The 13,005-nt window shown below is 50.1% G+C and carries 13 protein-coding genes; 3 read left to right on the forward strand and 10 right to left on the reverse strand.

Going from position 1 to position 13,005, the window contains the following annotated elements; translation table 11 throughout:
• Nucleotides 1–73 precede the first annotated feature (73 nt).
• Complete coding sequence (locus GCU44_RS17750) at nucleotides 74–1,450, forward strand: vanadium-dependent haloperoxidase (protein WP_154858232.1); 1,377 nt, start codon at nucleotides 74–76, stop codon at nucleotides 1,448–1,450.
• Between the two features lie 302 nt (nucleotides 1,451–1,752).
• Nucleotides 1,753–3,117, forward strand: a complete 1,365-nt coding sequence (locus GCU44_RS17755; protein ID WP_154858234.1) for a flavin monoamine oxidase family protein — start codon at nucleotides 1,753–1,755, stop codon at nucleotides 3,115–3,117.
• Nucleotide 3,118: 1 nt separating this feature from the next.
• Here the strand turns inward: GCU44_RS17755 and GCU44_RS17760 are convergent, their stop codons facing one another.
• Genes GCU44_RS17760 through GCU44_RS17770 form a run of 3 tightly spaced genes read right to left on the reverse strand, consistent with a single transcriptional unit; the run spans nucleotide 3,119 to nucleotide 4,925 of the window.
• Nucleotides 3,119–3,679, reverse strand: a complete 561-nt coding sequence (locus tag GCU44_RS17760) for a DUF1349 domain-containing protein (RefSeq protein ID WP_154858236.1) — start codon at nucleotides 3,677–3,679, stop codon at nucleotides 3,119–3,121.
• Nucleotides 3,680–3,729: 50 nt separating this feature from the next.
• Complete coding sequence (locus tag GCU44_RS17765; protein WP_154858238.1) at nucleotides 3,730–4,479, reverse strand: hypothetical protein; 750 nt, start codon at nucleotides 4,477–4,479, stop codon at nucleotides 3,730–3,732.
• The gene (locus GCU44_RS17770; RefSeq protein ID WP_154858240.1) at nucleotides 4,476–4,925 is read right to left on the reverse strand and encodes a hypothetical protein; all 450 of its coding nucleotides are present in this window, start codon (nucleotides 4,923–4,925) and stop codon (nucleotides 4,476–4,478) included. The genes GCU44_RS17765 and GCU44_RS17770 overlap by 4 nt, the downstream gene beginning before the upstream one ends.
• A 215-nt stretch (nucleotides 4,926–5,140) precedes the next feature.
• Between GCU44_RS17770 and GCU44_RS17775 the strand changes: the two genes are divergently transcribed.
• Nucleotides 5,141–5,329, forward strand: a complete 189-nt coding sequence (locus tag GCU44_RS17775; RefSeq protein ID WP_092178036.1) for a hypothetical protein — start codon at nucleotides 5,141–5,143, stop codon at nucleotides 5,327–5,329.
• Between the two features lie 21 nt (nucleotides 5,330–5,350).
• On the opposite strand, the gene GCU44_RS17780 is transcribed toward GCU44_RS17775, so the two are convergent.
• The 7 genes from GCU44_RS17780 to GCU44_RS17810 form a co-directional block, all read right to left on the reverse strand.
• The gene (locus GCU44_RS17780; RefSeq protein ID WP_154858242.1) at nucleotides 5,351–6,436 is read right to left on the reverse strand and encodes a metallophosphoesterase; all 1,086 of its coding nucleotides are present in this window, start codon (nucleotides 6,434–6,436) and stop codon (nucleotides 5,351–5,353) included.
• Nucleotides 6,437–6,473: 37 nt separating this feature from the next.
• Nucleotides 6,474–7,520: a hypothetical protein gene (locus GCU44_RS17785; RefSeq protein ID WP_092178032.1), complete on the reverse strand. Its 1,047-nt coding sequence runs from the start codon at nucleotides 7,518–7,520 to the stop codon at nucleotides 6,474–6,476.
• A 317-nt stretch (nucleotides 7,521–7,837) separates the two neighbouring features.
• On the reverse strand, nucleotides 7,838–8,569 hold the full coding sequence (locus tag GCU44_RS17790; protein ID WP_154858291.1) for a sulfotransferase-like domain-containing protein: 732 nt from the start codon (nucleotides 8,567–8,569) through the stop codon (nucleotides 7,838–7,840).
• Nucleotides 8,566–9,480: an aminotransferase class IV gene (locus GCU44_RS17795; protein ID WP_092178028.1), complete on the reverse strand. Its 915-nt coding sequence runs from the start codon at nucleotides 9,478–9,480 to the stop codon at nucleotides 8,566–8,568. Before GCU44_RS17795 ends, GCU44_RS17790 begins: the two co-directional genes overlap by 4 nt.
• A gap of 70 nt (nucleotides 9,481–9,550) precedes the next feature.
• Nucleotides 9,551–10,525 (reverse strand): Kelch repeat-containing protein, encoded by a 975-nt coding sequence (locus tag GCU44_RS17800; RefSeq protein ID WP_154858244.1) that lies wholly within the window; start codon nucleotides 10,523–10,525, stop codon nucleotides 9,551–9,553.
• A 212-nt stretch (nucleotides 10,526–10,737) separates the two neighbouring features.
• Nucleotides 10,738–12,033 carry a threonine synthase gene (gene thrC / locus GCU44_RS17805; RefSeq protein WP_154858246.1) on the reverse strand — a complete coding sequence of 432 codons (1,296 nt, stop codon included), beginning with the start codon at nucleotides 12,031–12,033 and terminating at the stop codon, nucleotides 10,738–10,740.
• Nucleotides 12,034–12,060: 27 nt separating this feature from the next.
• Complete coding sequence (locus tag GCU44_RS17810; protein WP_154858248.1) at nucleotides 12,061–13,005, reverse strand: homoserine kinase; 945 nt, start codon at nucleotides 13,003–13,005, stop codon at nucleotides 12,061–12,063.

Consider the following 13,005-nt stretch of genomic DNA (forward strand, 5'->3'; position numbering starts at 1 on the left):
GTATAGATAGGTTCGTGAAGTTGGGTATTCCCCGATATTTCAATAAATTTGGGGGTATTGTAAGGCAACTGGCATGGCAAAACTCCTGTATACCGCTTTTCTGTTTTTCTTTGTGGGATACCTATACCCATTGTATGCAGTGGGCACCAACCCACCCGATTCGGAGCGGGAAAAACAAGAACTGGACTGGATGATTGATCACCTGTTTTCGATCACCGAAGTGATGGTCAACGACGTGGCCAGCCCTCCAGGTGCGGCACGTTTCTACAGCTATAGTTTATTGGCGGCGCATTTGGCTTTCCAACAAGGGCAGGATTTCGCCGCCGATCCATTGCTTAGTCAATTAAAAGGCCCCTTTCCTAATTCCCTGCCAACGCTTCCTTCGGAAAAGGAGCAAAGCAATACTTCTTTTTCTGCCCAATATGCCATGTTGGAAGTGGGTAAGCGGCTTATGCCTTCTGGGAAAAAATTGCAGGAAGCCCAGGAAAAACTACAAAAACAATACCTAAGCAACCGATACCTCAAAAAAAGGGACATGGCCGAATTAGTCGTCTACGGGGAGCAGCTGGCCCAGTGGGTAATTGACTACGCCGCCGAAGATGGCTACCGTTTTCTCAGCACCCTGAAGCGCTACAGTCCTTCCGGAGAGGAAGGAAAGTGGTACCCTACCCCGCCGGCCTACATGGCTGCCATCGATCCGGAGTGGCGGACTATTCGCCCTTTCTTCCTGGATAAAGCCAGTGACTTTGCTCCACCTCCTCCTGCCCCTTTTTCCTTGGAGCCCGGAAGCAGTTTTTACGAACAATTGCATGAGATTTATCGGGTCACCGGGGACTTGGACGAAGAACAGCAATTGATTGCGAACTTCTGGGACTGCAACCCTTTCAATGTAACCTACAGTGGCCACATGGCAATTGGCCTAAAAAAAATAACCCCCGGCGGCCATTGGATCGGCATTACGGGAATCGCCTGTAAAGATGCCGAATTGAACGTAAAACAAAGTATCTACATTCACTCCCTCGTTGCCATGAGCCTGCACGATGCATTTATTAGTTGCTGGGATGAGAAGTACCGCAGTGATCGGATTCGGCCCCTTACGGCCATTAACGAACACATTGACGACACCTGGCGACCACAGCTGCAGACACCTCCTTTTCCTGAATACACCAGCGGGCACAGCGTTATTTCCCGAACAAGCGCGATCATTCTTACGGATTTTTTTGGCGAGGGGTTCGAATTCATCGATACTTCGGAAGTGTTTTTTGGACTACCTGAACGCGCCTTTGACTCCTTCCTTCAGGCATCAGACGAAGCGGCGATTTCCAGACTCTACGGGGGGATACACTTTCGGGATGCCATCGAGGAAGGTACAAAGCAAGGCGATGCAATTGCCCAATATATTCTGAAAAAAGTCAATTCCCCCAAAGAAATGTTGCTATCCAACGAATAGTGAAAATTTTCAAACATATTTTTTCGTCTTTTGTAAGAGAAATTTGATTTTTTTCTATATTCATGAAAAATCCATTTTGCTTCATGAAATCGAGCCTACCTACCGGATAGACATGCACGACGAGAACCTCACACAGTGAGGTGATTATCGTAGCGAGATTCCATCTGACGTATGAAAATCAAATTATAAACAGATAAAATCGAGCCTGCCTTCCGGACAAGCAGGCATGACGTAGACGACACACAGAGGGATGATTATCATTGCGAGATTCCATGTGCCCATTAAAAATCAATTATAAACACATGAAAAGACGAGATTTCCTGCAGGCGACTGCCCTATTGGGTGGTGCGCTTACCCTTCCCACAAAAGGATACCCCACCTTTTTGCCGGCTAAGAAACCCAAACACGTATTGATTATTGGCGCCGGATTTTCCGGGCTTGCCGCTGCTTACAAACTCAAAAAGGCCGGCGTAAAAACGACCGTTTTGGAAGCCAGAAACCGGGTGGGTGGACGCGTGTTTTCCCACCAACCGATAAAAGGAGAATCCCAAACCATCGAATTGGGAGCAGAATGGGTAGGTGCGTCTCACGAACGGGTGATTGAGTTGTGCAAGGAATTTGATCTGGCGCTCTTTGATAACCGTTTTGAAACCGACTTGATTTACCGCGGAAATCACAGCAAAGCGGGCACCTGGCAACTCTCCCCGGAGATGGAGGCGTTTTGGGATCAAAAAACGAAGTACTGGGAAAAACTCAGCGCGAAGGAAAAACAAAAATTAGACCGGATGGACTGGTGGCGATTTTTATCCAGAAAGGGATTTACGGACCGCGATATTGACATTCGCGAACTCCTGGATAGCACCGATTTTGGGGAGTCGATCCGTAAGGTTTCTAGCTTTGGTGCCTTGGCTGAATATGCCGAAAGCAGCGAAAAAAATGAAATGGACTTCAAAATACGCGGGGGAAACGACCTGCTGGCGAAAAAAATGGCCGAGGCCCTCGGAGAAGCATCCCTGCAACTGGGCCGAAAAGTCACCCGGGTGGAGCAGTCCAAAGAAGGAGTGACCGTGCGCTGTACCAATGGAGAAGTGTATCAAGCAGACCAACTCATTTGTACCGCTCCTACCTACATGGTGCTAAAAATTGACTGGCAACCCGGCTTGCCCATCGCCATGTCGGATGCCTTGCATGCACTTCAATACGCTCGGATTGGAAAATTCCCAATCGTTTTTTCGGAGCGCTTCTGGGGCAGGGAAGACTTCGATTGCGTCACCGACGGGGTAGGTCATTACTTCTATCACGGTACAAAGGACCAACCCGGTAAAAAAGGGGTATTGGTAGCCTATGCCGTGGGCGACAAAGCAGAGGTCTTGCACGCGCAGCCAAAAGCCGCCCGCCTCCAATTGATTCTCGATACCCTGCGTCCCGCTTTTGGTGATCTCCGTTCTCTGGTATCCGGAGAAACCAGTTATTACTGGGGCAAAGACGAGTACTCCTACGGCGCCTATGCCCAATACGGAATCGGCCAATGGTTTAATGTGATGCCGGTGTTAAAAAAACCGTTCCAATTGGTGCATTTTGCTGGCGAACACCTGGCCGACTGGCAGGGCTTTATGGAAGGTGCCATAAATTCCGGAGAGGAAGTAGTGGAACAGATGCTTTCCTGAGTTACCCCTCGGGAAATGACGGAGGGTCAAAGCTAACTTCAAAACCCCTCCCTTTTGGAGAGGCAGCCATTGGACCTACCTGCAGGGATGTTGCCGGAGGAAAATACGCCACGCGCAACATTTCAAAACGGAGGGCATCGGTGCTGTACGATAGCTCTACGTGATCCCTGCCTCGCCGGGCCCTGATCCAAAAGTTAGCTGGCGTTTCCGGTAAATCCCGGATGGACCAGTCAGAAAAATCCCGGGTCACCACCACACTTGCCTTTGGTAGCCCATCTACCCATTCGATTCCAGCCTTTATCCAGTTGGTTTCGTTCACACGCAACATCAGGCCTGCCTGGTCGTACAGATCCCGGTAGGTACCGGAAAATCGCAGCAATACATCGAAGGTTCCCGGTACCTCCCGGAAAAAGAAATGACCGTTGTCCTGAATAAAATCATGCTCGGTAACGCGCCAGAAATCGGTCTCCCCGTCGGTTAGCAATCGAAGCGAATTTTGTTCGAATGACCAACTCCCTGGTTCGTTCATCCATCGAAATCCCTCCCAATAATTTTCAGCCATGTGTATGTGACGTTAACGTAACTGAGCGCACCCGCTTAAAATCGATCGGGTCACTGCTTGGTTAAAGTTACCTTGATTTCCTGGTAGTACAAAACGGTTTTCCCTTCAAACCCCGAATCCGTACCCACAATTAACCAGAGCTTGCCTTCAGAATCAGCCAACACCTCCTGAGGACGATTACGATTGTCGCGCTGAATGATTTCGTAAACGAACGCATCTCCAGCGATACCAATGGTACCCAACCCATACATGTCCTCCCCATCCTGGGATTGATTTCCCTTATTGATATTCATTCGATAGTAGGTAGTGCTCGCTTCCTCCACCGGCTCCGGCATGGGTTCCTGGTTGACGGCTCCGGCTTTCAAAAACACCGATCCGCCAGGACTTCCGCCAATCCCAATCGAATTTTCCGGATAGCTGGAGGCCAGTCGCAGCTCAAATACCGCCCGGTAGCTGGCTCCCGGGTCCAATCCGGAAATCTCCTTCTTTAAAAACATAAACAAATCATCGCTCCGATTATGTCCCTGAATCCGAATGGCCGGATCGGTTTTCCCGGTCTCTTCGGGCAGCTTATCGAGCGCAACGTCCAGTTCGTAACTGTCCAAACCATCCACCGGCAAATCTGCAAATCCCCCCTCCCATCCTTGCATGCCGGCTTCAAAATTATCGGCTATCACGCGTGCTTCCACCCCTGGATCGGGATCCTCTCCCACGCAGCTGACTACTGCCAGCAGTATCAGACAGGCCGCTAGTGGACGTACCATTGATTTTCGATTGATTTTTTGTTTTCTTGGTTTCATAGATACATCGGTTTAAATCGCATTTCTATTTTTTCTCCGCGCAATCGCAAGTGACTTTTTTCCAGGAACCCCTTAGAAACAGCCTGCAAGGCTTCCACCAATGCATGCGAATAATCGCTCGCACAACATCCGTTTTTTACCCAGGCGAGTTCCCGAAACTGCATGCTATTGCGCTCCAGATCGTAAGCATACCGTCCATGGACCAGTGCGCCATCGAGACGAAACAAAAACGTGGAATCGTTGAGAAACTCCAGTGCGTAGCTGGGCCTTTTCAATAGCTCGCCGGCCGGGCTTTCCGGTTGGTAGGGCTGCAATCGCCAGGTGGAAGCCGCAAGGGAAACGCGCGGTACAGGGGCCGCCTGATGAGATTCCACACAGGCAAGCGTACCGGCACCCGCGAGTAAAATCCAAAGGAAGGGAATGTATGTTTTCTTTGCTGCCGTCATCCTGTCCGAATAGTATCCGCGTGTTACCTGAGGTTCCATTTTTGCACCTCACATCGACTTTCGTCAGTCGGAGGCGGGAAAAGTGCCTTTTAGCTTCTCACAAAGCCTTTCCACGGTCTCCTTTACTAGGTAGGACGCAAGAATCGATCCATTTGCTACATTCGCCGCTGGCATGATTTTGGCACTAGTCGCCGGTACAACTAAAAAGCCTGAAAATGATGCGTATCAACCAAGCAATTGTGACGCCATTCCTTCCGCATTTCTCGGGAGATGGGGTCGATAAAGGATCCAATAGGGAAACTCCGGATACTGAGGGAGAAGGGCCCCGTCCTCCCCGGAGAAACGAATATCCCGAGCAGAAAGAGGAGAAGCGCAAGCAACCAAAAAAAGAAAAAAAGAAGTGAATGGAGAATCCGTTTTTACGATCAGGGGTCCAAACGAAAGGTAAACGTCTCATACGCTCCGGTACCCCAGGCCAAATGCCGGGTAGCGGGAGAAATGGCAAACAGCGGAGAAAAGGTTTTGACCGTCACTTCCAGACCGTTGAACTCAAGTAGCCGCAACCAGCCGTCCCCACCGTTGCCGTGCCATCCCCCACCGAGGGCCTGGGCATTGAAGGTCATTTGATGAACTTTTCTACCTGCGGCATTGGTATCGGTCCGGAAGCCCACATGCCCCTCGGGGTTGTCTGGGTCTCCGATATGACCGGAAAATACCAATTCGATATTCTTAGACGGTTTTACCAATTTCTCCCAGACCGCTTTCCCGTAGTTTCGATCGCTGATCGGGTAAGCCTCCGTTTCGATGAACTCGCTGTTTCGGTCCAGGTAGCTGTGATTCAATAAAATTACCCGGTGGTCGGCATACGCTTCCCGGCTTATCAATTCTCTGGCCCATTCCAGGCTCGCATCCCTTGGTGCAAACTCAATAACCAGGATCAGAAATTTGTCTCCGTCGGGCGATTCAAACTCGTAACTCGCATTGAGTAAGGTGGGCATTCCCTGCGCATCCAATCCATGATCCCGAAGCATCCCTCGCGTAAAGCGGTTTTTTTCAATCGGAAAATACCGATCGTAATAGCTGACCCTGTTTTCGACGTTTTTTATTCCAAAATCATGATTACCAGTCGTGGCAATAAACGGTACCTGCTGATCAAATTTCCCCATAGACCGGGAAACGGCCTCCCATTGTTCCCTTCCCGTTTGGTCAGCGATGATGCCGTCCGGAATTTGCAGGGCATTGTGTTCCACCAGATCGCCCACATGCAACACCAGTTCGACCTGCAGGGGCTCGATCTGATCCAACACCCAATGAACCATTAGGTCCAAAATGGGTTGGTTACGCTGAAATTTCACATAGGATTGTGTATCGGGAAAAAGCACCAATGTCCAGGCGTCTTCGTCTTCCAGTGATGGGGATTGAAACGGTTTTTCTTGCGTCTGCGCAAGTGCATTTCCACCACTAAAGGCGAGTAATAGTACGAAAAGCAAGCGAAAGGCAGCCCTGTTCATGATGAATATCTTGTTGGATGGATGTAGAAAAAGCCGATCAGTTCACATTGATGACCATTTTGCCCAAAGATACAACAATTTTCAATAAGCGATCGTGGATGTTTTTTCGCGAGGTAGCGAAGGACTCCTTGTTGTAACAGTCCGTAAAATCACTCAAATGCAAAAACAATTTTTCACCTCCCTGGCTCAGTTCCACCGTGATTTTAAGGCCGCTGCTGTACTCCAATTGGACAATGTCCACCTGCCGAAGTTCTGGTTCACTTTTTCTTCCGGTAAGCTTGTTGAAAAAAAGTTGTTTTTTGTAATCGGAAATACTGACCAATTCCTCGTGCATGGCATCGGAAGGCGGCTTGCTGCGAAAGCGGTCGAAAATCTTCTTGTTCTCCCCTTCCGAGCTGATATTAAACGTCTTTTCTCCGTATAATTTGTAGCGAATTTGCAGGTCTACATGAAAGTCGAACAAGCTTTTTTCTTGCTGCTTTATTTTCTTTACCAGGGAATAAATGAGCCCCAGTTGCTTTTCCACATTCTTTTCCTTCTCCAGGTCCATCAGCACGTGGTTGCGCTCGTCAAATGCCAGAAACTCGGCAAAATCCTCCGCTGTATCCAACACCCGTTCGCGTAGGTCTTCGAATCCGGCGTGGGACTCCTTGTAGGCACCGTTATTTTTCGTGACGATTTTATCAATTTGCTGAGACAAAACAATCCCTTTGATCACCAATTTGGTTTTATCCCGGTCAAAATCGGGGTACTCCTCTTCGAATAAAAACGCCTGCGCCAACAATGCCGCCTGCTGATGGGCATTGAACACCAAAAATTTCCCTTCCGGATTGGGATATCCGATGATGGTTCGATCGAGGGAATGATCAAAGCCCACCACAAAATCGTAATCCAGTCCTTTGACTTTTTCCAGGGCTGGAAGCAAAAATTTGTAGTTGAGGTTTTCGTCCGGATTGTCTTCCGGAGAGTAATACAGAGCTTCGAGCTCCCAGTCACTTACCAGATTTGATCCTTTCCTGGAATCCGGTAGGTAAATCAATCCTTTGGGCATCACATTAACTTCAACAGGCTGGTCGTTTTCCATGGGTGCGTATTTTCAAATTTGAGGATGTACTTGGTTTGTGTACATTTCCGATGAGCAAGCCCGGATGATCAGGTAACGTATTTCCGCGTTTCCGGGCGGAAGGATTAAAGGTCAAAATTATGTTTTAAAAGACGACAAAGCAAGTCGGCAACGGAAGCATTATTAAATAATTCTCAGATTCCTGACAAATTCCACAGCTGGTTCCATCGACTGACGAACAGCCTTCTTCTCGTTTTCCCTGTTTGCGGCCTTGAATGGGGTTTTATTCCGTAGAGGATTTCGCTTTTCTGAAAAAGGAGTGACGAAGCCGGCTTCCCTCACAGGGAAAAAACCTGCAATTTCCGGTAAATGGGTTCGCATTCGGAGAGAAGGCCGCGTAAATGCTCCGGAAATGGTTCGCTTTTTTCCGTGTAGGGCTGAAACCCGGTGGACTTGTGCACACTTGCGTACCAATAGTTTGCCCAAACACCGTCTTCTGGAATCGGTCCGGCCTTCCAATGCATCATGTTGGGATCAAAGTCAATGCCGCAAGTTTTGCATAATTTTCGCAGCTGACCTTCCGGGTCCTGTAGAAACTTTTTTGCCTCCAGTACCACAAAAGGGAATTCATTTGTTTTCAGGTATTGCAATAGCCGCCATTGCATGGCATAGCCTATGTCTTCCATGACCGGTTTTTCAATGATCTTGGAAAAGGACAGGAGCATCGCTTTGGGCTCCCGGGTGAGAAGGATGTTCATGCCCTGCCCCATAAACGACCAGTCCAGATCGATCAGGTGGTGCGTCATATTTTTAAAAAAGAGCAGGGGTTTCCCACTTTTGGAAAGCATGTGCTGCACTACTTTTTGCCCATCGTTCTCCATTTTTTCCAGAATGGTAGCTGCCCCTGGATGGTAGGGGCTGGCGAGGGAACGACTGAGGTAGTGTGCATACAGGGGTTCGTCTTCCACGGCGGCATCCGCTCGCTGCGAAAAACTGTACATCAAGGCCGTAGAAATATTTCTGGGTCCCGACCATAGAAAAAGCCGCTTGACGGCAGGGGAGGTACTCATGCTTGTATTTCCTGTTCGATCCATTCTTCGTACCAATTACTCAACTGCCGGGTAAGCGGGCCGGCACCCGATTCACCAATGGGCTTCCCATCTATTTTCACAACTGGCGTAAGCCCACCAAAGGTACCCGTGACAAATGCCTCGTCGGCACCGTAGACGTCAAACAGGGAAAAATTCTTCTGGTAGCAGGGTAGGCCCTTCTTCTCACAAATGGCCAACACCTTCCCCCGAGTGATTCCGTTCATGCAATACTGCCCGGTAGAAGTCCATACCTCCCCATCTTTGACCATAAAAAAGTTCGTAGCGTTGCAGGTTGCTACAAAACCCTGCGTATCCAGCATCAGGGCCTCATCGGCTCCGGCTTCGATGGCCTGAATCAGGGCCTGTACTTCGTGGAGCTTGCTGTGGCAGTTTAACCGCGGATCCAGGTAATCCGGTGACCCACGGCGGTAGGTACTGGTAAACAGACGAATCCCCTCCTGCTTACTTTCGCCGGCGGCTTCCTTGTGTTCGGCAATGATTACCAGATTTGGTCCGGAAATGGTCAGTCGCGGATCCTGAGAGGGTGTTTTTTTGATGCCCCGGGTGATCATGACCCGTACGTGAATGTGATCCCACATCCCGTTGATGGCCAACGTTTCCTGAACGTGTGCTATCAGGGTTTCTTTGGAGAACGGCAGGGCAATTCCTATTACTTTCGCCGACTGCCAGAGGCGATTCAGGTGATCGTCGATAAATACCAGCTTGCCCTTGTGTACGCGGAACGCTTCCCACACCCCGTCGCCGACCAGGTAGCCACTGTCGAATACCGAAATACGGGCCTCCTCCCGGGCATAAAAGGTTCCGTTTATAAAAATTTGCACGTCTTTGTTTCTGGGATCTTCTTTCGCCTGATGGGTACCCTTGACCATTGCCTTCGTTGTGTATCGTTGTTTGGAGTATGTTTACCAATGTTCTGCAGCCTTACCAACTGCGAAAAAACTAATCCGCCGGAAGTACTTCCAGACTATTCAATTCGGGATTTCCTCCCCGGTTACCGCACCCTGCAGCCAGGTAGAGATCTCCATCGATGGCTACCACCGGAAATCCGTGCCTGCCGCGTTCGAGTCGGTTCAGTAAGGTCCATCCTTTTTCCGGGTGAAAATACTCCACTTCATCGTGTGCCGCTACCTGGGAGTCGCTTTCTCCCCCTATCACCAAAAACCCATCCTTATAACCAATGGTGGAACTACCCGCCCGCTCGGTTGGCAGGGGATGCTCTGCAAGTGTGGTCCATTTTTGGGAATCAAAATCGTACACATCTACCTCCTCGAATGTTAGCTCAAAACCGTGGCCTTCTTTCGCAAAAGACCTGCGTCCACCCACCGCATAAAGCCGGTCATTTAGCACCACGGCCTGAAAGTGATCCCGAACCCGGGGCATGGAGGGCAAGGACTTCCACTCGCCGGTTTTCGGATCGTATTCGTCCAGGTAATCCCTATTGTCTGCCCAATGTCCATCCTGGGCCCCTCCCAACAAGTAAAACTTATCCTGATGCACTACTACTCCCGCTGCTCCTCTTCTGCGGGCCTCGGGAATTTCATGGCTTTTGGTCCAGGTATCGGCAGCCGGATCGTAAATGTATACGTGCGGTACGGGCGTTTCGTGCGGATAGCCCCCGGTAAACGCCCCCATGACGTATATTTTATCCCGATATGCGACCGCTTGAAAATGGTGCATTTCGAAAGGCGCCGCACCCTTCATTTCCCAATTTCCACTGGCGGGGTCGTACACCTCCACCGGTTTTTCTCCGCGTCCTCCCATCAGGTAGAACTTACCGCCTACGGCGGCTCCGGCGCATTCGTGCCGCTCCGTGCAGGTGTTTTGGGGGGTCAATGTCTGCCAGTTCTGGGCAGCTGCAGGGTGCAACAACAGAAGGAGAAATGCAGGCAAGGCAATAGCAGTAATCCAATTCATAGCGGTTCGGGTTCAGTTAGGAATACGATTCATTGGTGAAATTACGAAATTAGCTGGTTTTCGGGAAGGAAACAATCAAAATTGGCAGGTACTCCTGCCGAGATCGATCGCTATTCGGCTTGCTTTCGACTCCGGATAGTCCCAACCGTACTACTTCATTTGGTTTCCCCAAAGTACGCGTATGACCACCGAAATCACTTGACCCAATCGGACTAGCTTCTTAGCAAATAATTTTTAAACGCCTGGTAATCGTTGGCCATTTTCTCGGCTTTCTTCTCCCGCATTAAAAAGGCCTGCAGGCGCTCTGGCAAGGGCAACTCAAGATCAAGTGTTTCTTCCACGACGTTTCGGAATTTGCCGGGGTGCGCCGTTTCCAAAAAGACCCCCTGATACTCACCAGGCTCGGTTTGCATGAAATCCTTCAGACCCAGGTAGGCAATCGCCCCGTGCGGATCCATGATATAGCCAGAATCGCGTTTCACCGCTCGCATGGCTTCCCGGGTCTGCTCGTTGGTATAAAAATACCCTTTCACCTTTTCCTTGAGCAAGGATTCATCGTTGTCAAACAAGGCGAGTAGGCGGTAAAAATTACTCGGATTTCCTACATCCATGCTATTGCTAATGGTTTGCAGGGAAGGTTTTGCGGCAAAGGGAGCCCCATTGAGGTAATCTGGAACCACTTTATTGATATTGGTAGCCGCCACGAAGCCGGCGATTGGCAAGCCCATCCGCTCGGCAAGAATACCGGCGGCAAGGTTTCCAAAGTTTCCGCTAGGCACGGCAAATACCGCCTTCTTGTCGGATAGTGGCAAGCGGGACCAGGCGTAAAAATAATACAGGCACTGCGGAATCCACCGGGCTATGTTGATCGAGTTGGCCGAGGTAAGCAACATACGGCTATTTAAATCGGGGTCCAAAAAGGCTTTCTTTACCATTTGCTGGCAATCGTCGAATACACCCGCTACTTCCAGGGCCCGCACGTTGCCACCCAATGTGGTAAATTGCTTTTCCTGCAGGTCGCTTACCTTTCCCGAGGGGTAGAGAATGATCACTTCCACGCCATCCACCCCATAAAACCCGTTGGCAACGGCGCTTCCGGTATCCCCGGAGGTAGCCACCAATACTTTCAATTCGCGCTTATCCTGAAGCATGCTCATGAGTTTGGAGCAGAAGCGTGCGCCAAAGTCTTTGAATGCAAGGGTGGGGCCATGAAACAACTCCAGGCTAAATAGTCCATCCTCTACCTGAACCAACGGCGCATCAAATATCAGCGTATGGTCCACCAGTTCGTGGATTTGGCTGGGGGTTAAATCCTCGGAAAAGAGTGCGCCGACGATTTCATAGCCCATCTCCCGGAACGACAGGGACGACAAACGGGTGAAAAATTCTGCAGGCAGGACCGGTATCGTTTCGGGCATGTACAGCCCCTGATCCGGAGCCAAACCCTTGATAACAGCCTCTTTTAAGGCAACTTTGTGGTTGGGATTATTGGTACTGAAATAGTTCATTGCAAGGTTTCCTGTAGGGACGGTGGTTCAAATTTCCTCTTCAAGTATATAGGCGCCCCGGGTATTGATGGCCGAAACATACAAATCAATCGGGAGCTGCATGGTGTCAAATACTTGTTGGGCCAGGCGGCTTACTTCCCAGGCAATCTCCTCCGAAGGAGAAAGAACAAAAATCGTAGGTCCCGAACCCGAGATCCCGCAACCCAACGCACCTGCAGGCTTGATGCCTTCCTTAACTTCATCATAGCCCGGGATAAGCACGGAGCGGGAAGGTTCCGCAATCACGTCATTCAGGGAGCGACTAATCAGGGCCATGTCCTCCTGAAACAATCCTGCCACGAGCCCCGCAATATTACCAGACTGGGTAGTAGCATCCTGAAGGGAAACACTTCTCCGCAAAACGCTTCGGGAATCAGAGGTATTTAGCACCAGATGGGGATGCACGAGGGTGCAGTACAGGCCCCGCGGCACGTGTAGGGGGATGACATCCAGCGGATGGTACTCCCGGATCAAAACGAATCCTCCCAGAAGTGCCGGAGCGACGTTATCGGCATGTCCGGCCCCGCAGGCTATTCGCTCCGATTCGATGGCAAATGGTAGCAGATCTTTTTTTTCAAAGGGATTTCCCAGGAGGGTATTGGCTGCCATGAGTGCTGCGACGGCGCTGGCTGCGCTGGAACCCATACCGCTTCCCAGGGGTAGGCCCTTGTAAAGCTCGATTTCCAGCCCTCCTTCGAAATTCAGTGCCTCTGTCATGGCCCGAATCGCAACGGAGCAGGTGTTTTTTTCGATTTCGTAGGGCAACTTCCCCTTATCGCCTTCAATATGGGTCACGCGTATCCCCGGGATATCGGATAGAGAAACGGATACTTTATCGCCCAAATCCTCTACCGCAAAGCCCAATATGTCAAAACCACAGGATACATTCGCTACAGTAGCCGGTGCAAATGCGGTCACTTTTTGCTTTTCCAT

Source organism: Cyclobacterium xiamenense (genome assembly GCF_009467825.1).
Taxonomy (GTDB): domain Bacteria; phylum Bacteroidota; class Bacteroidia; order Cytophagales; family Cyclobacteriaceae; genus Cyclobacterium; species Cyclobacterium xiamenense.